This is a genomic window from Streptomyces sp. AP-93 (assembly GCF_022808175.1).
Lineage (GTDB): Bacteria > Actinomycetota > Actinomycetes > Streptomycetales > Streptomycetaceae > Streptomyces.
Window position 1 is genome coordinate 1 of the sequence record NZ_JALGBX010000046.1, and the last position, 19,843, is coordinate 19,843.

20 protein-coding genes and 1 pseudogene are annotated in these 19,843 nt (G+C 69.1%); 17 read left to right on the forward strand and 4 right to left on the reverse strand.

Going from position 1 to position 19,843, the window contains the following annotated elements:
* The 3 genes and pseudogenes from MTF69_RS40930 to MTF69_RS40940 form a co-directional block, all read left to right on the forward strand.
* Positions 1-1,393: pseudogene (locus tag MTF69_RS40930) on the forward strand (hypothetical protein); the annotation flags it as partial.
* A 74-nt stretch (positions 1,394-1,467) separates the two neighbouring features.
* On the forward strand, positions 1,468-2,457 hold the full coding sequence (locus MTF69_RS40935; RefSeq protein WP_374325619.1) for an asparaginase: 990 nt from the start codon (positions 1,468-1,470) through the stop codon (positions 2,455-2,457).
* A gap of 34 nt (positions 2,458-2,491) precedes the next feature.
* Positions 2,492-2,950, forward strand: coding sequence for a PPC domain-containing DNA-binding protein (locus tag MTF69_RS40940; RefSeq protein WP_243341896.1), 459 nt, complete (start codon positions 2,492-2,494; stop codon positions 2,948-2,950).
* Between the two features lie 70 nt (positions 2,951-3,020).
* Here the strand turns inward: MTF69_RS40940 and MTF69_RS40945 are convergent, their stop codons facing one another.
* Both MTF69_RS40945 and MTF69_RS40950 read right to left on the reverse strand, forming a co-directional pair.
* Positions 3,021-4,658 carry an ISL3 family transposase gene (locus tag MTF69_RS40945; RefSeq protein WP_308401518.1) on the reverse strand — a complete coding sequence of 546 codons (1,638 nt, stop codon included), beginning with the start codon at positions 4,656-4,658 and terminating at the stop codon, positions 3,021-3,023.
* 122 nt (positions 4,659-4,780) lie between these two features.
* Entirely contained in the window at positions 4,781-5,341 is a 561-nt protein-coding gene (locus MTF69_RS40950) for a nucleotidyltransferase domain-containing protein (RefSeq protein ID WP_243341898.1), read from the reverse strand.
* A gap of 445 nt (positions 5,342-5,786) precedes the next feature.
* Here MTF69_RS40950 and MTF69_RS40955 point away from each other — a divergent pair, with 445 nt between their 5' ends.
* Together MTF69_RS40955 and MTF69_RS40960 are read left to right on the forward strand one after the other, a co-directional pair.
* Positions 5,787-6,260: an ATP-binding protein gene (locus MTF69_RS40955; protein WP_243341899.1), complete on the forward strand. Its 474-nt coding sequence runs from the start codon at positions 5,787-5,789 to the stop codon at positions 6,258-6,260.
* Positions 6,261-6,344: 84 nt separating this feature from the next.
* The gene (locus MTF69_RS40960; protein ID WP_243341900.1) at positions 6,345-6,596 is read left to right on the forward strand and encodes a hypothetical protein; all 252 of its coding nucleotides are present in this window, start codon (positions 6,345-6,347) and stop codon (positions 6,594-6,596) included.
* Here MTF69_RS40960 and MTF69_RS40965 read toward each other — a convergent pair.
* Positions 6,589-6,837, reverse strand: a complete 249-nt coding sequence (locus tag MTF69_RS40965; RefSeq protein WP_243341901.1) for an SH3 domain-containing protein — start codon at positions 6,835-6,837, stop codon at positions 6,589-6,591. The two genes, MTF69_RS40960 and MTF69_RS40965, sit on opposite strands and share 8 nt — an antisense overlap.
* A gap of 455 nt (positions 6,838-7,292) precedes the next feature.
* Here MTF69_RS40965 and MTF69_RS40970 point away from each other — a divergent pair, with 455 nt between their 5' ends.
* The 12 genes from MTF69_RS40970 (at position 7,293) to MTF69_RS41025 (ending at position 17,823) form a co-directional block, all read left to right on the forward strand.
* Complete coding sequence (locus tag MTF69_RS40970) at positions 7,293-7,832, forward strand: hypothetical protein (RefSeq protein ID WP_243341902.1); 540 nt, start codon at positions 7,293-7,295, stop codon at positions 7,830-7,832.
* A gap of 296 nt (positions 7,833-8,128) precedes the next feature.
* Positions 8,129-8,671, forward strand: a complete 543-nt coding sequence (locus MTF69_RS40975; RefSeq protein WP_279346873.1) for a hypothetical protein — start codon at positions 8,129-8,131, stop codon at positions 8,669-8,671.
* Positions 8,672-8,863: 192 nt separating this feature from the next.
* Positions 8,864-9,442, forward strand: a complete 579-nt coding sequence (locus tag MTF69_RS40980) for an SAF domain-containing protein (RefSeq protein WP_243341903.1) — start codon at positions 8,864-8,866, stop codon at positions 9,440-9,442.
* Positions 9,439-10,302, forward strand: a complete 864-nt coding sequence (locus MTF69_RS40985; protein ID WP_243341904.1) for a hypothetical protein — start codon at positions 9,439-9,441, stop codon at positions 10,300-10,302. The genes MTF69_RS40980 and MTF69_RS40985 overlap by 4 nt, the downstream gene beginning before the upstream one ends.
* Positions 10,299-11,651 carry a CpaF family protein gene (locus MTF69_RS40990; RefSeq protein ID WP_243341905.1) on the forward strand — a complete coding sequence of 451 codons (1,353 nt, stop codon included), beginning with the start codon at positions 10,299-10,301 and terminating at the stop codon, positions 11,649-11,651. The genes MTF69_RS40985 and MTF69_RS40990 overlap by 4 nt, the downstream gene beginning before the upstream one ends.
* Positions 11,648-12,562, forward strand: coding sequence for a type II secretion system F family protein (locus tag MTF69_RS40995; protein WP_243341906.1), 915 nt, complete (start codon positions 11,648-11,650; stop codon positions 12,560-12,562). Before MTF69_RS40990 ends, MTF69_RS40995 begins: the two co-directional genes overlap by 4 nt.
* Before the next feature lie 179 nt (positions 12,563-12,741).
* On the forward strand, positions 12,742-13,455 hold the full coding sequence (locus tag MTF69_RS41000; RefSeq protein WP_243341907.1) for a type II secretion system F family protein: 714 nt from the start codon (positions 12,742-12,744) through the stop codon (positions 13,453-13,455).
* A gap of 40 nt (positions 13,456-13,495) precedes the next feature.
* Entirely contained in the window at positions 13,496-13,690 is a 195-nt protein-coding gene (locus MTF69_RS41005) for a hypothetical protein (protein ID WP_243341908.1), read from the forward strand.
* A gap of 3 nt (positions 13,691-13,693) precedes the next feature.
* Positions 13,694-14,107, forward strand: coding sequence for a TadE/TadG family type IV pilus assembly protein (locus MTF69_RS41010; protein ID WP_243341909.1), 414 nt, complete (start codon positions 13,694-13,696; stop codon positions 14,105-14,107).
* Positions 14,108-14,157: 50 nt separating this feature from the next.
* Positions 14,158-14,538 carry a TadE/TadG family type IV pilus assembly protein gene (locus MTF69_RS41015; protein WP_243341928.1) on the forward strand — a complete coding sequence of 127 codons (381 nt, stop codon included), beginning with the start codon at positions 14,158-14,160 and terminating at the stop codon, positions 14,536-14,538.
* Complete coding sequence (locus MTF69_RS41020; RefSeq protein ID WP_243341910.1) at positions 14,535-14,984, forward strand: pilus assembly protein TadG-related protein; 450 nt, start codon at positions 14,535-14,537, stop codon at positions 14,982-14,984. Before MTF69_RS41015 ends, MTF69_RS41020 begins: the two co-directional genes overlap by 4 nt.
* Positions 14,985-15,024: 40 nt before the next feature.
* Positions 15,025-17,823 (forward strand): BTAD domain-containing putative transcriptional regulator, encoded by a 2,799-nt coding sequence (locus MTF69_RS41025; RefSeq protein ID WP_243341911.1) that lies wholly within the window; start codon positions 15,025-15,027, stop codon positions 17,821-17,823.
* A 418-nt stretch (positions 17,824-18,241) separates the two neighbouring features.
* On the opposite strand, the gene MTF69_RS41030 is transcribed toward MTF69_RS41025, so the two are convergent.
* Entirely contained in the window at positions 18,242-19,519 is a 1,278-nt protein-coding gene (locus MTF69_RS41030) for an IS701 family transposase (RefSeq protein ID WP_243341912.1), read from the reverse strand.
* Positions 19,520-19,843: the final 324 nt, after the last annotated feature.

A 19,843-nucleotide genomic window follows, 5' to 3' on the forward strand; every position in this document is an offset into this window, starting at 1 on the left:
AGTGGACCAAGACCGCCGACCAGATCCTCGATCGCATCTGCCGCTACTGCTCGCGCATCTCCGAACCAGATCACTAGTCAACATCGACCAGGCAGAGGTCAGCCGGCTGGAGAGGGGACAGAAGAAGATCAGAGACCGCCGCCAGCTCGCACAGTGGGGGGAGGCCCTCGGGATACCGTCGGACCTGATGCGGCCGCTCCCGGCCGCCGAGCGCCCTGAGACGGGTTCCGACGGGGTAAACGGCTACCTGCCGCTGTCCGACGGACCAGGGCAAGTCCTGTTGCCGGCCGGCCGTAACCTGCCCCTGACGGCGCTCCCGGCGCTTGCGGCGCCGGCCATCACCTTCCGCGGTAATTCCCTGTGGCTGGCGTCTACTCGGGAGCTGGAGGCGTGGACGCGTATGCCGCAGAGAGCGCTCGTCATCGCCTCCCGCGTGATCGATGGAAGACACCGCCACTTCGCCGCGGACGCACGCGGGGCTGTCTCCCGTACGCCAAGCGCCGACACCATCGCCGTTCCTGCGGCATACGAACTCGACGACCTCACGTACGGCATCCTGTGGGCTGTCGCCGGATTCGATTCCGCGCTGCTCGGCGATGACGCAGCCCTGCATGACCTCCTCGACGTCGAGCCGAAGGAGCTCTTACGGGCTGGTGCCCAGCGGGCCCTCCGTGACGACCTCACCGACGGTGCACAGATGCTGATCGGGTCCCAGACGTGTGCCTCTTTCATCCTCCAGCAGCGCCACAACCTAGGTGATCGGCCGGTCTTCTGGACACGTGAGCAAAAGGGTGAGGAAGCGGCGACGTGGTTGTTCTTCCGGCACAAGCTCCGTTACCTCCAGCTCCTGTCTCCAGGGAACACGGACAGCGGGGTGGGGCGCGCATTTTGCATTCCCCAGCAGGCGGTCGATCCGTCGCCCACGTACGAAAGGGTGCTGCTCTTCCTGGCGATTGCGCTGATGGAGTCGTACGGCGTGACCACCTGGGTGACGGAGGAGCCTGACCTGGAACAGACAGACGGCTTCGTGCTGGCCCCGGGGCACCGGGCGGCCATCGCGACGTGGGTACGCACGGAAGCAGTCCCGCGTGCTGTGGTCACGGCCGGCCCTCGCGTGCTCCGGTCGTTCGCCGATGCCACCGGATTCGCGAAGACCCATACCGTCACCCCTGGTCCGACGCCGGGAGTGCGGCTGGCCGCCACAGCCGACTACCTCGGCCTTGACCGTACGTGGCTCATGCGACGGTGCCGCCAGCTGGCCGTGGAGGGAACCGTCGGCCTTGCCCGGCCGCGTAGCCGCCACCTCGGCGTGGAGGCGCTGGATACCGCGTGCGGTTATGCGGCGGCGCAGTTGCAGCCGGGGGCAGGTGCCGTACCGAGCACGAACCGATAGCCTTCACCAAACGATCTACGGCACACGAATCCGTACAGGCGTGAGCCGACGGGGACTTGGGGGCGACGGTGGGCGTGGCGAAGACGGTGGCGATCTACTCCCTTGGCGGAACTATCGCCATGACGACCGACCCCGCGACGGGAGGTGTTGTACCGGCGCTGTCTGCCCACGACCTCCTGGCCGCGGTCCCCGGACTGGAGTCCCAAGGTGTCGACCTGCGCGTTCACGACTTCCGGAGGGTTCCGGGCGCCTCGCTGACCTTCAACGACCTGACGGATCTGAGTGCGGAGATCGCGAAGACGCTGAGCGGTCGTGATGTGGACGGTGTTGTCATCACACAGGGCACCGACACGATCGAGGAGACGGCCTTCATCCTCGACATCCACCACGGCCACGAGCAGCCAGTCGTTGTCACCGGAGCCATGCGCAACCCGACCATGCCGGGCGCTGACGGTCCCGCCAACCTGTACGCAGCGGTCGCGGCGGCAGCGGATCCCCAGCTAAGAGGGACAGGTTGCCTTGTTGTCCTCGGCGACGAGATCCACGCCGCTCGGCACGTCCGAAAGTCTCACACGACGAGCCCGGCCGCTTTTACCTCGCCCTCCGTCGGGCCCCTCGGTACCTTCGCGGAAGACCGCGTCCGGCTGCGCGCCGGCCTGCCGACGCGCCGCCCGGCCCTGCCGCTCCCCGATCAGGATGCCCGGGTGGGGCTGTACACCGTGACGCTGGGCGATGGAGGCGACCTCCTTGAGCTGTGGGAAGGCCGGTGCGAGGGGCTCGTCGTGGCGGCATTCGGAGTCGGCCACGTCCCGGCGACGACGGTGGAGACCTTGAACCGGATGGCACGGAACATCCCGGTTGTGCTCTCCTCCCGCATCGGGAACGGCCCGGTGCTGCGGGGAACGTACAGCTTCCCGGGCTCGGAGAAGGATCTGATCGGCCGGGGCCTCATTCCGGCCGGAGACCTGAGCCCGTACCAGGCACGCCTCCTCCTCGGATCACTGATCGGCGGCGGCGCCGACCGTGACACGATCGCCGACGAGTTCGCCTCCCGGGCGTACTGACCGAAATAGCGCGGCGACCCAAAGAGGAACCACCATGCGAGCCCATGAACTGACCATAGGACGTACCTTCGGCCTCACCTTCGACCACGGCGAGGACTTCTTCGAGACGCTCTCCACCTTCTGCCGCGAGCACGGCGTCCAGCAGGGTTACATCCCATCGTTCATCGGTGCCTTTGCCGAAGCGGACATCGTCGGTGCCTGCGAAAAGCTGGAGAATCCCGACGCCCCTGTGTGGTCCAGGACCCACGTGACGAACGTCGAAGCCTTCGGCGCCGGCACCCTTGCCTACGACCCCGAAACTGGTGGCATCCTGCCCCATATCCACGTCTCTGCTGGGCTCAAGGCCCAGTCCGCCGACGGCCGCACGAGTCACCTGCTCAGCGCCAAGGTTCAATTCCTGAACGAGCTCGTCGTGGTTGAAGTAGTTGCGCCCCGCATGACGCGCCCGCGGAACCCGGATCTCTACGACGTTCCGCTGCTGACCTTCGGCTGACCGGCAGCGGACGCCGCGTTGTGGACGGTCACGTAATTCGGCTCTGTCGCTGATCTTGTGATCGGGCTGGTCAGCTCCGGTGCAGGATGCGGATGCGGAGGAGGTCGAAGTTGGCCCGGCCGTATCCGTCCCTTTTGATCCGGTTGACTCTCGTGTTCTGGCCTTCGACCTGGCCGGAGCTCCACGTGCTGGAGAGGCCGGCGATGACCGCGTCGAGGTCGCGGCGTAGGCCGTTGACCAGTGAGTGCAGTGCGGGCAGGGGGTCGTGTTTGACGCGTTCCATCCAGGCGGGGAGCTGGTCGCCGGTCAGGTCGCGCATCATCGTGGCGAAGTCGCGGACATGTCGGGTGGTCGCGTCGAGTTCGGGGCAGGCGGCTCGGATCTCTTTGAGGGTGAGGGCGTCCTCGTCGGGGAGGTTGCCGGGGTTCGTCATGATCCATCTGACGACGCGGCGGGGCCTCGGAGTCGGCCGGGGTGCCGCTAGTGCGGCGGTGGTGTCCTTGAAGGGGCGGAGGTAGCGCCGGGTAGTTTGGATGCTGCCCTCGAAGCCCATGGCCCGGATCTCCTGGTGGAGTTGCGCACTGTCGCGGCAGCCCTCGTTCCACCGCTGGTTCAGGTGGGCTGTGTACTCATCGAGGATGCTGGACCGGTTGGTGGCCGTGACCAGCAGTTCGTCGATGCTGGTGGCGCGGGCGAAGCGGCGCACGGTGGACCGGTCCAACCTGAGCGTGCGGCAGACTCCCTCCAACGAGCCGCCCTCGGCCAGGAGCTTCTGCACGGCGGCATACCGTTCCTTGGTCCGGGTCACCAGACGGCGTTCCCGCCCGCACACGTCGAGCATCGTCTCGGCTGCCAACGGCGGCACCTCCCAGATGCCGTTCCCGGGTGGCGGGGCTACCGGCGTGACGTTCTCGAACACGGCCCGGGTGCAGGCATGATGGGCTCCGACGGTCTTCTCCACCGCCTCGCCAAGGTTCTTCCATAAATGCCAGCCGTCGGCGATCTGCGCGGCTTGCGGGGCGCCGGTGCGGGCGCCCTCGGCGTAGGCCCCACCACGATCCCTGCAGATGATCTCCACCTCCGGGTGCCCGGCGAGCCAGGCGGCCAGTGGCCCGGCCTCGCGTCCGGGCAGCACGGCGATTGGGCGCCGTCGTTCCAGGTCCACCAGGATCGTCGAGTACGAGTCGCCCCTGCGGAGCGCGAAGTCATCGACACCCAGCACCCTGACTGGTCCGATCGGTTCGTCAGAAAAGGCTCTGAGCAGGCGTAACAGGGTGTCCTTGGCCACCGGGACTCCCAGTGCCGTCGCGAGGCGGCTGCCCGGCCGACCGGCCAGGGCCACCGCGATCGAGGTCAGCATCCCGCGCAGAAGGGGTGTGAAGCGGGCATGCGGGCTGGTCAGTCCGGCGACCTGCTCGGCGAACGTCACCGCCGCGCAGGCAGCGTTCAGGCACCGGAACCGGCGCACCAGCAGCTCGATCACCACTCGGGCGCCGCTGACCGCTGCGTCGGACAGCCGCCGCAGGTACCGGCCGTGCACCCGCCCGGACACACTGCCGCAGTGCGGGCACCGCGCATCGGCCCCACGTACACGGGCATGCAGCGTGATCCTGCCGACCGCCCGTTCAACCAACTCCACGACGACACCGGCCAGATGAGGCACAAGCGCCTCGAAACTCCGCGAAGTACACCCGGGACACGATGACACCCGCCACCGACAACACCCGCCCGATCACAAGATCAGCGACAGAGCCGAATTGTGTGACGCTCAAGCCCCAGAAACTGGGGAATTGCATGACCGCTGACACGCGCTACCGTCTGGCCTTGGTACTACCTAAGGCGCTCGATCCAGGGGTGGGACGGTGCCGTCGTCTCCAACGCGTCGCGAAGCCAGAACCGCTGCTCGGTTCCGAGTAGCGGTAGGGCGGCCTCGAAGTCGAGTTCGTCCTTGGCGCGGACTGCTTTTGCCTTGTAGTAGAGCTGGATTTCGGGAGACAGGTAGGGGATGCCACCCGGGGTGACCCTGCCCAGGCGGGCGATCGGGAGGCGCACGCGCGGATCGCGTCGCGACACCCAGTCGTCGCCGTCGGCTTCGTCAAGCATCAGCTCGAACGCCCACGGCTCTTCGGGGGCGGGGCGGCACCAGACGCCGTTCAGAGGCAGCTCCAGGGATTCCTCAGGAAGCCACGGGCGGAGTTGTCCGGCTCCCGGTGGATCGGCCACGTGGAGGTCCCAGCCGGTGAGATGGGCTTGGATGGCTGCCTGGTCGCGGCGCAGGACGAGGATGTCCACGTCGTCGTGCGGCCGAAGTGGGTGGCCGACAGCCAGTTCGATGGCGTACCCGCCGGCGATCCACCAGGGGAACTTCGCTCCCTCGAATAGCTCGGACACTTCGGCTGGGCTGAGGGGGCCCCATTGGCCCAGAGCGTTACTCACGTCCCTATGGTCCCAGTTGACATGGGCCGTCGGCCCGATGGTGGCCCCCGGATGCTCATAAACCCCCATCGGCAGGAGTCATGGGGGCCGCCATGGTTGGCCCGTGACCCGCACGAGCCACTTCGCCGTGTCGCTGGGAGACGGAAGTCCTCAAAGTCCTCGTCAGAGGGCAGTTCCGCTCTTGCCGCACTCCACGGTGTGGTGGTCGCGTCCCGATCGCGATTGCCGCGGAGGCTGTCATGTTGCCGACCGTCCTGTTCGCATCCATTCTCTTGCTGCCCGCCGCAGCTATCGGCGTACCCCCGCTGAGGGGGGAGGTGATCGCCTGCATGCGTTCCGGCCGCGGGCGACACCGTCGCATCGACCGACGCCGCCACGCCGCTCGGGGAGGTACATCGCGATGACCGCCATGAGGCGCAGTACCTCCGAGGCCCTGTACCGCTGGACGAGCTGTACGCCCAACCCAGCCGCGGAGGCGCGGGCGGTGCTCCGGCGGACCCTCGGACGGCTCGGGCTCCCCGGAGAGGCAGTGAGTGACGGCGTGCTCGCCGCGTCGGAGCTCGTCGCAAATGCCACGGAACACGCGGAGGGCCCGTACGAGCTGAGGCTGCGCGTGACGGCCGCCGACATCATCTGCGAGGTTCTTGACCACGACCGCAAGGTCCCTGACCTCTCCGACTTCAAGGCGACGGGGTCGCTCGGCCACAGTCGCGCCGAGCCCGAGGGCGACCTGGACGCGGTCTTCGCGCTGCTCTCCGAACGCGGGCGCGGCCTGCAGATCGTGCACGAACTGACGGCCGGGGTGTGGGGCTACCGCGTGGTCGACGACCGCAGCAAGGTGGCCTGGCTCGCCTTGAGTCTGACGCGAGGGTGAGCTGACGCGCCGATCTGACGGAGCGTCCGGTACGGGATCCCTAGGATGAGGATCACTGGTTCGGACGGCTGGGGCGGTGGAGAGATGGACTACAACCCGTTTGCGGTGAATCCGATTACCGAGCAACGGCCGCCGGACCCGCCTGCTTGGACCGCGTTCGATGACCACCTGCTCTACACCGTCCGCGTAGTGCATGACCTGATGCAGGGACGGCTCCCCGAGCGCCGACCCGTGCCCTCTGCGGCACGGCTTGCGCCCTGGGAGCTGTCGCTGGCCATGGGGCCGGCCTCGGCCAGCCCGTGGCCAATCAGCCGGAAGGCCTCGAGGGTCAGCTGAGGTTCATGCACACGTGGGCCGTGAGGTGCTTGGTCACCCATCCCGTCATCCCGGCCTTGAGTCCTGTCGCGGAATCTTGATCCAGAGACACCTGGTAGAGGCCGCCGTGCTCCTTGAGGATGTGCACGGTGTCCTTGGGCGTCAGCAGGCCGATCGCAGTGTGCCGAGTGCTCGGACCGGTCCGCAGCTTGAGGTTCGTAGATGGGTAGTACCCGCACGAGTTCCACTCGGCCACTGCCATTCGGGCGGAGCTCGGAACGGCTTCGGCTGGAGCGGACACGGTGGTGAGCGCACCAAGCGCGAGCAGGGAAGCAGAAATCGTTCGTTTCATGAACGTGAAAAACGGTAAGAGGGGCCCGACGTTTCGGGAAGCCGTAGAAGATCACCCTGACGTGTCCAGGCGGGGAAGGGGACGAAGTCGGTATGGCTGGCCCGGCCGCTGAGGGTGGGCGCCCGCGCGGTCGGCCCCGCTGATCGAAGCTCTGGCGGATACGAGGGCGGGGTGTCGCTCAATCGAGCGGTACACCGCCCTCGTTCGCGTGGCGTCTCGAAGCGGGCTCCACTCGTGTAACGGGCCGGAAACAAAAGGCAGTCGACAGCCCGTGTCCCGATTCATCGCCACGGCGCAGGGTAACCCAAGCCGCATATGATTACGTACAGTCTTCGTTCATGTGCAATGAGTGATGGAAGGCGGGGATGGTGAAGTCGCACGGGCGAGCCATTGCTCTTCGAGCAGGGGCGATTGCGGCGGTCGCGGGGTTGCTACTGGCGGGCTGCGCGAAGGCCTCATCAGATGCCAGGCCACTGCCGGGCAAGCCGGTGGCTCCGTCTCGGACGCCTGCGGTGCAGCCAGTGGAGGCGCTCGCTGCCTACCGGGCGATGTGGGACGACCTCGCTGCCGCCGCCGAGACTTCGGACGCGAAGCATCCCGGACTAGATGCGCACGCCTCTGGCGGAGCGCTGCAGCTGCTGCGCCACATGATGACGGAGGACCGCAAGAAGGAGGTCGTCACCAAGGGCCAGCTGCATCTCGACCCTGTCGTGGAGGGCAACGGAACGATGAGGGTGGTGATCCGAGATTGCGTGGACGCCACCGACTGGCTCCACTACACCAGTGACGGCAAGCCGGAAAACGACGTACCAGGCGGGCATCATCGCATCGACGCGACCCTTCTTCAGAGGGGTGGCGGCTGGTGGGTTGACCGTTTGTACGTCGGGCAGGTCGGGAGTTGCTGAGGCAAGACCCCGCCGGGCCGGTGACAGTGGCTGCGGCCTGCATCGTGGTGCTCTTAACCGCGCATGGCGTGGTGGCCGACGACGGGTTGAGTACGGGTGCCGGGGTTACCTGCGGGCCTGGTGCGTGCGACGCGGAGGCGACGAGCGTCAGGGGAAAGGCAGGCGCAGGCCGCTCGGCGAAGAGTCCGCCGACCTCTAACCGAGAGTCGTCGAAGCCCGGCGGCGGAAGGTCGACGGGACCGCCGACGATCACGTCAACGGGCTGGGAGTTCGATCTGGGCGGCGGCGTGGGGATCTTGCCGCGCTTCGATATCGAGGGCCAGGAGAAACGGCCGGAGGTGGCCGGAAGTCGTCCGGTGCCGGTGGAGTTGGTCGTTCAGCGGGCGGTGGAGCGCTTGGAGTTGCCGCAGCCAGTGATTCGCATGAGTCCGGATGAGGACCTTGTTCAGGTGGTTCACGTGCCGACGTGGATGTGGGTGGAGCGTGGTAGCTGGGGTCCGGTCTCTGCTTCGGCCGCAGTGGACGGGGTGACGGTGACAGCCATCGCACGACCTCAGCGGGCGGTGTGGTCCATGGGAGAGGGCGGCAGCGTGGTCTGCCGGGGGCCGGGGACGCAGTACTCGGAGGCGTTCAGCCCCAAGGCGTCGTCGCCGGACTGCGGATACACGTACCGGCGTGCGTCGGTCTCCGTGCCCGGCAAGGCGTACACGGTGTCCGTACGGGTGACCTGGGACGTCGAGTGGCATGGCGGCGGACAGGCCGGTGTGGTGCCTGGGCTGGTGATGACTGCTGCGCGACAGCTGGTGGTGGACGAGGTGCAGGCCGTTGTCACGCGGTGATGGGCCGACCGGCCCGTAGAGCGGTACGCCGGATCGATGGACGTTGGAACTCTCTTGATGAGGTGAATTGTGGGTACCTCCATCTCTTCCTCTGCTGTAAAGGGCGGTGGGCTCAGAGTGCCTGGCGCGCGCCGGGCGGGTCCGGAGCAGCAGCCGGCGGTGACGGGCGGTCGGCGGCGCAGAGTGGGCTGGGTGTGGGCCGGGGTGGGGGCGGTGGTGGTCTCGGCTGTCGGCTTCACGTGGATTGTGCAGTCCGCCGGGCAGCGGAGCCAGGTGTTGGTGCTGGCCCGGGACGTGCCTGCGGGCCGGGTGCTTGGGCCGGGTGACCTGCGTGCCGTGGCGGTGGCGGCCGACGCGGGTGTGGTGCCGTTTGCAGAGCGGGACAGTGTGCTGGGGCGGAAGGCGAAGGTGCCGCTGGTGGCCGGGTCGCTGCTGGCGCCAGGACAGGTGGGGACGGAAGCCTCCTTCCCTCCGAAGGGCTTGTCGCAGGTGGCGCTCGCCGTGGAAGTGGGCGGGGCGCCACCGGATCTGACTCCTGGAGAACGCGTCGCCGTCCTTCCCGGCCCTGTTGGTGCCGGCGCCGTGGCCGCTGCCGAGGAGGAGGCTGCCTCGCCTGTGGCCGGGACCGTGACGGGTGTGCGGGCTCCGGAGTCCGCTGGCGGACCGAGGGTCGTGACCGTGCTGGTCGAGACGGGGGCGGCGCGGCGAGCGGCGCGACTGGAGCATCCGCGTGTGGTGGTGCTCCCTGCGCAGGGGCGTGAGGCCCCGTGAGGCGGCTGGTCGCCATTGGATCGATCACTGGTGCGCCGGGGGTGACGACGGCGGCGCTGGCGTTGGCCACGATGTGGCCGCAGGTGGCGGACGGCGGGGTGCGGCCGGTGGTCGTGGAGGCGGACGCTTCCGGCGGTGACCTCATGATCCGCTTCGGTCTGCCGACGGCTCCCTCGCTGCTGGACGTGGCGGCCACGGCAGGGCAGCCGTACCCGGGCTCGCTGCTGGGGGCGGTCAGTGAACTGCCATTCGGTGTGCGGGCGGTGGCCGCGGTTCCGGGCCGTGGTCCGTGCAGTCAGGCGGTGCGGCTGGTGGCCGGCGAGGCCGGACGGCGTGTACTGCGGGGTGAAGAAGGCGATGTGGGAACGGTGCTGCTGGACGTGGGGCGGCTCGGCGAGGACGCCGCCGCGCTGGTCGATGCGGCTGACCACGTGGTGATCGTCACGCGTGGCGGCGCGGAGCCCCTCACTCACGTGTCCAGGTACGGACTGGACGCTGATTCGTATTCCGGGCGGTTGACGTTGGCTGTGGTCGGGCCGTGCCCGTATCCGTCGGGGGAGATCGCGAGGTCGCTCGGCATCGAGCACGTGGTGTTTCTTCCCTGGGACGCCAAGGGCGTGGCCGCGATCAGCACCCCCGGGCGAGGCGTCTGGCGTCGCACCACCGGGTTTTGGACACCTCCGCTGTTGTCTGCCGCAGGGGCACTGGCCCGTGAGCTCACCGGTGCCTGGGAGAGCAGGACCAGGGTCGGTGAGACGGAGTACGACTATGCCGCTGACAGCTGTGGGGCGCGGATGGCCGGGCGAGGCGGCGAGGCGCTGTCCCGGGTGCTGGGAGGAAATGAGGGAACCGGATCATGAGTGAGCTGATGGTGCTGCCGGGCGCGGTACTCGGGGACCACGAGCGCGAGCTGGCCGGAGTGGTCCGGCAGAGGGTGACGTCACGGCTGGCGGCGTACGCGGGTGAGCGCGAGCTGGCCGGTCTGCCACCGGACGACGAGACTGCCAGGCAGGCAACCGTGGGGCGGCTGCTGGCCGAGGAACTCGGTGCGCGGCGGCGCCAGGCCCTGGCCCAGGGCGTTCAGGTCATCGATGCCGCAGTGGAGGATCGCATCGCCCAGGCGGTCAAGGACGCGTTGTTCGGCACCGGGAGCCTGGAGCGGCTGCTGGCCGACGAGACGATCGAGAACATCTGCATCAACGGCTCTGACGTGGTGTGGGTCAAGGACTCGTCGGGCACCTGGCGCCGTGAGGCGCCAGTAGCTGCTTCGGACGCCGAACTTGTCGCGCTGGTCCGCGATCTGGCGGCCCATGCCGGCGATGAGGAACGGCGCTTCGACCGCGGCATGCCCCGCCTGAACCTGCGGCTCCCTGACGGGTCCCGGATGTTCGCCGTGATGGCGGTGACGGGACGCGTGTCACTCACCATCCGCCGTCACCGCTTCCCCGCCGCCTCCATGAACGAACTGGTGCGGCTGGGCGTGTGCGACGCACAGCTCGCCCGCTTCCTGAGAGCTCTGGTGCGGGCGCGCAAGAACATCGTCATCGGCGGCGGCACGAACGTCGGCAAGACCACCGTGCTGCGCGCCTTCGCCCACGAGATCCCGCCCGAGGAACGGCTCGTGACGATCGAGGACACCTTCGAACTCGGTCTGGACGCCAACCCTGCGGCACACCCGAACGTGGTGGCCATGCAGGCACGCGAGCCGAACATCGAGGGCCAGGGCGGCATCGACCAGGCGGAACTGGTGCGCTGGGGTCTGCGCATGTCCCCGGACCGGGTCATCGTCGGAGAGATCCGCGGCGCCGAGGTCATCCCGATGTGCAACGCCATGTCGCAGGGCAACGACGGCTCGCTGTCCACCATTCACGCCTCAACCTCGCGCGGGGTGTTCACCAAACTCGCCTCCTACGCCGCGCAGGCACCGGAGCGGCTCACGCTGGAGGCGACGAACCTGATGGTGGCCTCCGCGGTGCACTTCGTCGTCCACCTGGGCTGGGATGCCACTCGCCGGCGGGTCATCGACTCGGTCCGCGAGGTCATCGACGCCGACGGGGCGCAGGTCGTCTCCAACGAGGTCTACCGGCCCGGGCCGGACGGGGGCGCGGTGCCCGCCGCCCCGCTTCGCCCCGACACCCTCGATGACCTCGTTGCCGCAGGACTCGACCCCCAGATCGCGGCCTATCAGTGGTGGGGGACGGCGCGATGAGCAGCATGTTGGGGCCCGAGGCCATCTCTGGGATCGCGGTGGCGTGCGGCACCGTGTTCGGGCTCGGCCTGGTGGCCATCGGGTACGGCGCTGTACGGCGCGCTGCACGCGAGCAGCAGGCCGGCGTGTGGATGGCCCTGGCGGCCCGGCTGCCTGCGGCCTGGACCGCACGGCGTGTGCTGATCGCGGTAGTGGCGGGCGTGGTCGTGGGGGCGCTGACAGCTTGGCCGGTCGTGGCCGTGCTGACCTGCGTCGGCATGCTGACCCTCCCGGGCTTGCTCGGACCGGACCGGGCAGCGGCCCGGCGCACGGAGAAGATGGAGGCGCTGGCCACTTGGACGGAGATGCTGCGCGACACCCTCTCTGCGGCGGCCGGTCTTGAGCAGGCGGTGCTGGCGACCGCGGACATCGCGCCGACGGCGCTCGAGCCGGAGCTGCAAGGGCTGGCTGCAACTGTCCGCTCGGGGCGTCCTCTCCCGGGCGCGCTGCGGGTGTTCGCCGAAGAGATCGAGGATCCTCTGGCGGACGTGGTGGTGGCCGCCCTGGTGATGGCTGCCGAGCAGCAGGCCAGGCAGCTCGGACCACTGCTGGGGGAGCTGGCGGACTCCGTGCGTGAGCAGGTGGCGATGCGACAGCGCATTGATGCCGGGCGGGCCAGCGTGCGTACCGGGGTGCGCGTCACGGTGATCGTCACCCTGGGGATGGCGGTGGGGCTCATCGTCTTCAACCGCCCGTACCTGGACCCCTTCGACACCCTGACAGGGCAGCTGGTCCTCGCGGTGGTGGGCGTTCTCTTCGCCGCCAGCTTCAGCTATCTGACGGTGATCGGCCGGATCGACGAGCCGATCCGCCTCATCAGATGCGCCCCTGCCCTCGCCGCGACGGAACCTGTTGCTGGAGGTAAGCGGTGATCGTGATGCTGCTTGGCGCGCTGTTCGGTGCCGGGGCGACCGCTCTCGTCTACGGGCTGCGCCCGCCCCGCCCTGCCCTCGTAGATGTCCTTACCGCTCTCAACACGCCAGCGCCGTCAGAGTCGCCGACGAACGGGCGAGACGATCCTGAATGGGCCACCCGCCTCGGCACACGCCTGGTGCCCCTGGTACGGGCACTCGGCTTCCCCACCGCCACCTTGCGCGCGGATCTGGCCGTATGTGGCACCGACGAGGACCACCACCTGGCAGGCAAGGCGGTCTGCGCGATCGCCGGGCTTGTCACCCCGTGGGCCGCCGTACTGCTGATGCGCCTGGGCGCCGATGTGGCGACGGGCTGGTGGGTGCCGCTGGCGGGGTCGCTCACCCTGGCCGCGGCGCTGTTCTTCGCGCCCGACCTCAGCCTGCGCCAGCAGGCTGCGCGCCGGCGCCAACAGATGCGGCACACCCTCAGCCTCGTACTGGACCTGACCGTGATCGCCCTGGCGGGCGGGGCTGGCATCCAGCAGGCCCTCGCCCAAGCAGTCGCCGCGCCACAGGGATGGGCGGCGGCCAAGCTCCGGCACGCCCTCCACCTCGCCCAGCTCACCCGCACCAGCCCCTGGACTCACCTGGGCGATCTCGGACGGCAGCTGGCCGTGGCCGACCTGACCGAGCTCGCCTCGACGCTGAGCCTCGCCGGCAGCGAAGGAGCCAAGATCCGCGGCTCGCTCGCGGCGAAGGCCAGAGCGATGCGAAGGCGCCGGATCTCGGAGGCCGACGGTGCCGCGCAGGCGGCCACCGAACGGATGTCACTGCCCGTGGTCGGGCTCTTCGCGGCCTTCCTGCTGCTGATCGGCTATCCCGCACTGGCGCACGTCATGTCCATGAGCTGAACCCACCCCCATCTCACGTACGACAGAGAGAGCACTCGCCGTGAACCACCTCGACACCCTCGCCTCCCGGGTGCGCGCACGCCTCGCCGACGTCCGTCGGCACGCCCGTTCGGATGCGGGCTACACCACCGAGACCATCGTGGTCACCGCCCTGCTGGCGATCCTGTCCCTGGCCGTCGTGGGCATCATCGCGGCCAAGGTCATCGCCAAGGCCAACGGCATCAGCCTCGGTTAGCCGGTGACAGTCTTCCTTCGCAGGTTCCTCAGCGATCGCGGTGCGGTGTGCACCGAGCTCGTCCTCGTAGTCCCCTTGGTCCTACTGCTCGCGTTGCTCGCGGTGCAGTTCGCGCTGTTCTGGCACGCCTCGCATGTCGCCCAGTTCGCCGCCCAGAGAGCGCTGGCCGCAGCCCGCGTCGAGGACGGGAGCGCAGCGGGTGGTCAGGACCAGGCCCGGCACAGCCTGGCCGCACTGGGCAGCCAGGTCCTGACCGCCCCGTCGGTGACCGTCAGCCGCTCCGCAACACAGACCACCGTGCGCGTCGACGGAACGGTGATGCGGGTCGTCCCGGTCCCCGGACTGGTACTGCACGCCTCCGGTACAGCCTCCGGGCCCACCGAGAGGATCACCATTCCCACCGGAGCGCGGCCGTGATCGGGCGCCTGCTTCGCACACGCGCTGACAGGGAGCGCGGTTCCGTGGCGGTGGAGCTGGTACTGGTCACGCCGCTGCTCGTGCTCGTCTTCCTGGTCGTGGTGGCGCTGGGGCGGCTCTCCGATGCCCGCCTAGTGGTGGCGGACGCCGCACACCAGGCGGCTCGGGCCGGCTCCCTGGCCCGCAGCGAGAAGCAGGCACACGTTCAGGCACGGCAAGCGGCGAACGAGGCCCTGCGCGCGGCCGGAACCGCCTGCGCACGGCCGCGTGTGCGTTTGTCCACCGGGGGCCTCGCCCCGGGTGCCTCCGTTACCGCGCGGGTTTCCTGCACCGCCGATCTCGGTGACCTCACCTTGACCGGGATGCCTGGCCGAGTACTGCTGACCGACACGGCCTTCTCCGTGGTCGATTCCTTCCGGAGCTCCCCGTGAACCGACGAACCCAAGCGGGCCGATCCCACGCCCGTGTCCTTCTGGCGGCCGGGGATGACCAGGGGAGGGTCACTGCCCTCGTCGTCGGTGTGGTCGCCGTGCTGTGGCTGTTCGCCGGGATCGTCGTCGACGGCGGGCTCGCCCTGGCGGGCAAGGCCAAGGCGCTGGACGTGGCGCAGGAAGCCGCCCGTACCGGCGCGCAGCAGCTCGACGTCGGCCAGCTCCGGCGCGGCGGCGACGTACGGCTCGTGCGTGAGCGGGCCGTAGCGGCAGCCCGCTCCTACGTCGCCTCCACCGGCAACCAGGGGAGCGCGACCGTCAAGGGCGATGCCGTAACCGTCTCGGTCACCCACCACCAGCGTGCCCAGATCCTGCAGCTGATCGGAGTGAGCGCCCTCACCGTGCACGCGACCGGTACCGCACACGCCGAACGCGCCACCCCGTGAAGGACCATGCACCGCATCTTGCGGCCGAAGAGAGCGAGCGATGATGCACCCTCTCGCGCTACGACAGAGGCTGACCGCAGCCTTCACCGCGGGCGGGACCCTTATGGTCACGCTCGCCCTGCTGGCCGGGATGCCCTACGTCCTGTGGCGGGCCGCCGGCCTCCCCTGGCCCGAACGCGTCTACTCCTGGGGACAATTCGCAAATCGGCTGGCCGAGCCAGTCGGCGATCCGCTGCTGATCGAACTGCTGGCCGTGGTGGGGTGGATTTGCTGGGCTGCCTTCGCCTGCACGGTGGTCCGCGAGACCATCTGGTACACGACTCACCTCCCGCAGCTGCTGCGTGACCGCCACGCCCACGCCGAGCATGTGGCCACGCTGTCCGTGAAGGGATCTCTGGCCGCGCTGTGCATCGGCACCCTCGTCGTGGCCCTGATCGGCCTGTGGCGCCCCCAGCCCGCCGACGCCCAGCAGCCCGCCTTCACAGGTGAGCTGAGGGCGCATACCGCTGCGACAGCCCCTCTCGTCCCCGCTCCAAGCCGGCAGGGCGCCCTTGCGGGAGCAGCCGCGGCAGCCGGCTCCCGTTCTGCGGCCGCCCGGTTCAACTCGGCCCAGGCCGCGGCCGCTGACGAAGCTGTCCGGCACGTCGAGTACACCGTGGTCGAGGGCGACACCCTCTGGGACATTGCGCACACCCACCTGGGAGACAGCCTCAAGTGGCCGCGGATCTACAAGTTGAACAAAGACCGAGTCCAGAGCGACGGATACCGGCTCACCGACCCCGACCGGATCCAGCCCGGCTGGCAGCTGACCCTCCCCATCACCCAGAAGGCGACCCCGCCGCCGCCCCCCGTCCCCGCCGCCCCAGGCCCCGAACCGGACACCAGGCCCGCGTCACCCGCTGCCGCTGTGCCCGCATCACCATCCCTCGGACCGGAGCAGAAACCCGCACACCAGCCGGGCACGGAGGAAGCCAACACGGGACCGGGTCGTCGCGCCGAGCAGCAGTCCGGCGCGGCGGACAGCCGGATGGGCCCCGCCGCTATCGGACTCGGAGAAGCGGGCCTCATCGGTATCACCGCTGCGGCCGGCCTACTGGCCGCCCGCCGCTACTGGTACTGGCACCAAACCCGCCGAAGGGAACCTGGCCTGGACGGCGAAGTCCCTTCCCTGAGCCCTCTGGTGGACAAGGCGGCGCAGGCCGCCCACGCCGCCACCCAGCCCCACCGCCCACACGACCCGGAAGCCCTGGTCACCCGCCGCACACCTCCGCAGCCACCACGCCCTGCGGAAACGGTCACGATCGGCGTCCGCGACGACACGGAAGTCTCGTTGAGCGAGCTGGCCCTGCCCGGAGGCTGCGCCTGGCAGGGCTCCGGCGCAGAGAGCGCCGCCCGTGCCCTCCTCGCCGGGATCCTCACCGCCGCTGAGCGCCAACGCCCCGGACCCCCGCGCGTCAAGGCCGTCGTGTCCGAAGACCTGGCCGAGCGTCTGCTGCCTGGACTACCGCCGCAGTTCACGGCCCTGACCCAGGAAGCCGATACAGCGTGCGCCATCCAGGCCGCCGAGCAGCACCTTCTCGCTCACGCCTACGCCGAAGACGAACAGGACGACGAGCCCGCCGCCACCGAAGCGACCGTGGCAGCCTCCGCTCCGGACACCGGCCCTGGCACCATGCTCCTGCTCACCGCGCCGGACACCGCACACACCGGGCAGCTTCAGGCACTGGCCGCCCGCAGCCGCCCCGGCGCCCTGATCGTCCTCACCCTGGGCACCCCACTGCCTGGGGCTGCCACCTGGCACATCGCCGAGGACGGCACCGCCGCCGGCCCTTCCGCCGGCAGACAACACTCCAGTCCGCTCAGGCTATTCTACATCACGCCCCAGGCCGGACGCGATGTGATCGAGGTCCTGCTGACCGCCCACGGACAGCGGCCCCGCCTTCGCGTCCTCCCCGCCGCCAGCCCAACACCCAACAGCCAGCCCCGCGAAACCGAAACCGCAACCGAGACCGAGCCCGCCTCGGAACAAGACCCCCCTGGCCCGCACCCCGTCGACCAGCAGCGGCCGGCACAGACCAAACCCGTACGCCTCCACGTCCTCGGCCCCATCACCCTCCACGCCCGCGGCAACCCAGACCCCATCGGCACCCAGATGCGGCCCGAAGCCCACGAATTCCTCGCCCTCCTGGCGGCCCACCCCACCGGACTGCTCGCCTCCGACATCGCCGACAAACTCCACATCGATCCAGGCAGCGAGCAGAACGCGCTGAAGAACCTGCGCCGCGCCGTACGCCGCACCCTGCGTACGGCAACCGGCATCACCTCACAAGAATTCATCCTCCTTCAAGGAGAATTCCATAAACTGAACCCGCAGCTCGTAGAGACCGACCTCGAAGAATTCACTCACAAGCTGAACCGAGCATTCTCCGCAGAGGACGAGAATGACGCCCTCGATGCGGCACGCGAGGCCGTGGCCCTATATCGCGGCCCCTTCGCCTACGGCGGCGACTACCTCTGGGGCGATGCCATCCGCGAGCATCTCGCGATGAAAGCCACCGACGCCGTCCTGCGCCTGGCCCGAAAAGCAGAACGGGCCAGCGCCACGCCGGGCGAGCGGCACACGGTTCTCCCGCTGCTGGAGCACCTCAGCGCCATCCATCCCGACCACGAGCGACTCGCCCAGCACGCGATCCGGCTCTACCAAGCCGCCGGGCGCCCCGACGCCGCCCGGCACATCTACACCCGCCTCAAAAGGCACCTCGCCGACCTCGGCCTCGAACCCGAGCCGGCCACCGGGGCCCTCGTCGCAGCCCTGGAGCGCTCCCGCCAGAAGCGATAAAAGCCCAGCTCAACGCCATCCTGAGGGTGCATTGCTCCGAGCGGATCCAATGTCGTTCACCTCGCCGTATCCGTCGTCGTCTCAGCAGCCGCTTCCGTGTGCGCACTTGGATACGACGCCCCCGAGCAGGCGGAGAGTGCAGGTCAGGGGCCCTGCGAGCCACCGGTGAGCGGGGCCGACTGTATATCGGTGCAGCAACGCATCCCGATCTACCTGCAACCGGCGCCCGGCCCCCTGCATCCCGTGCACCGGTGCCCGTTCCAGCGCATCCCTGCTCATGCCGTATCTCTGGCCTGTACTCATCCTTCTCACTTACTAGTAGGGCTCCGTTAGGTCGATCTGGATCTTGCTGAGAGGCGTCTGCCGGTTGGTGTGGGTAGGGGGCGGTGGCAGGTGGTGCAGATGCCGGTCCAGCAGATCAGCAGGCTCTGGAGTGCGTCGAGAACCTGGTAGAGGGACAGTCCGGCGTGCGGGCTTTTGGGGAGAGTCGGTGTTCGGTGAGGAAAGCGTGGGCGGCGGTGACGAGGGTGACGTGGTGGTGCCAGCCGGTCCAGGAGCGGCCCTCGAAGTGGTCCAGCCCGAGTCCGTGTTTGAGTTCCCGGTAGTCGTGCTCGATGCGCCAGCGGATCTTTGCCAGGCGGACCAGTTCGGCGAGCGGGGTGTCGTGGGGCAGGTTGGACAGCCAGTAGCCGGTGGGTGCTTCGGCTCCGGCGGGCCATTCGACCAGCAGCGTGACCTCGGGCAGGACGCCGTCCCAGTGGCCGTCGTGGTCCGTGGCGGTGGCCTGGGCCAGGCGCCGGGCCCGCACCCCGGCCGGCCGCACCGCCACGGCCAGGAAGCGTGAGCGCATCGGTCCTCGTGAGCCCTCCCGCCAGGTGACCGGGGTGAACGACTGCCGTCCGTGGACTGCCGCGCGCGCGGCCACCGAGGACGGCTTGTCCCGATAGCGGGGCTGTGGGCGGCGGCCGGTGCCGGACCAGGGCGGGGTGGCCGGTAACGCGTCGTGCGGGTGGACGGTCACGTCCGAGCGCACCGCGACGACGTATCCGATGTCGCGGCTGTCCAGGCCGTCCCGGAAGTCGGCGTTCTGCCCGTATCCGGCGTCGGCCACCACCACCGGCGGCACCAGACCCCACCCCGTCAGCTCGTCGATGACGTCCAGGGCCAGCCGCCACTTCTCGCGGTGCCCGATGTCCTCGGGTATCCCGGTCTTTTGCCGCCGTTCAGCATCGGCGGCCCAGTCCTCGTTGACGAACAAGCGCCACTGCAGTGGGCAGGACGCGGTGTCGGTGACCGCGTGCACGCTCACCGCGACCTGGCAGTTGGCCTGTTTGCCCAGCGCGCCGCAGTACTGGTGAGCGACCGCGACCGACATCCGGCCGTCCTTGGGGAACGACACGTCATCGACCGCCCATGCCTCCGGGCCGATCAGCGGGACCATCCGCTCCGCGATCCGCCGCCGCACCGGGACCGGATCCCAGGTGGACTGGTTCACGAACTGTTGCAGGTTCTGCTCGTTGCCGTCCGGCAGCCGTTCGGCCATCGGCTGGATCGACTTGCGCCGCCCGTCCAGCATCAGCCCCCGCAGGTAGCAGTTGCCCTTCGCCCGCTGATCCCGCCGCGGCACCGACGCGAACACATCCGCCACGAACTCCGCTAACTCCGCCCGCAGGCCCTCGACCTGCCACATGTCCATCCGTCCAACATGCTCCGCCCAAACATGATCGGGAAGACCTAACGGAGCCCTACTATTACTGCGGTCCGTGCTACCTGGCGCTGCAAGAGACCCCTGAGAAGCAGACTGAGAGACTGCGCTTGGCCCGGAAACAAGCGAGGATAGAAGCGGCCCGGCAGCTACTGGTGGAGCGAGCCGCAGAGATGCAGGCAGCGCCGAAGACATCGGGTCGCGCGCTGATGCCGCCGGGGCCGCTACGCAAACTCGGCCGCCCTGGCTGGTGGGAGGCGGGAGGCGGCGACCGCTGGTAACGCAGCATCGAGCACCAGGACCAGGAGCACGCCC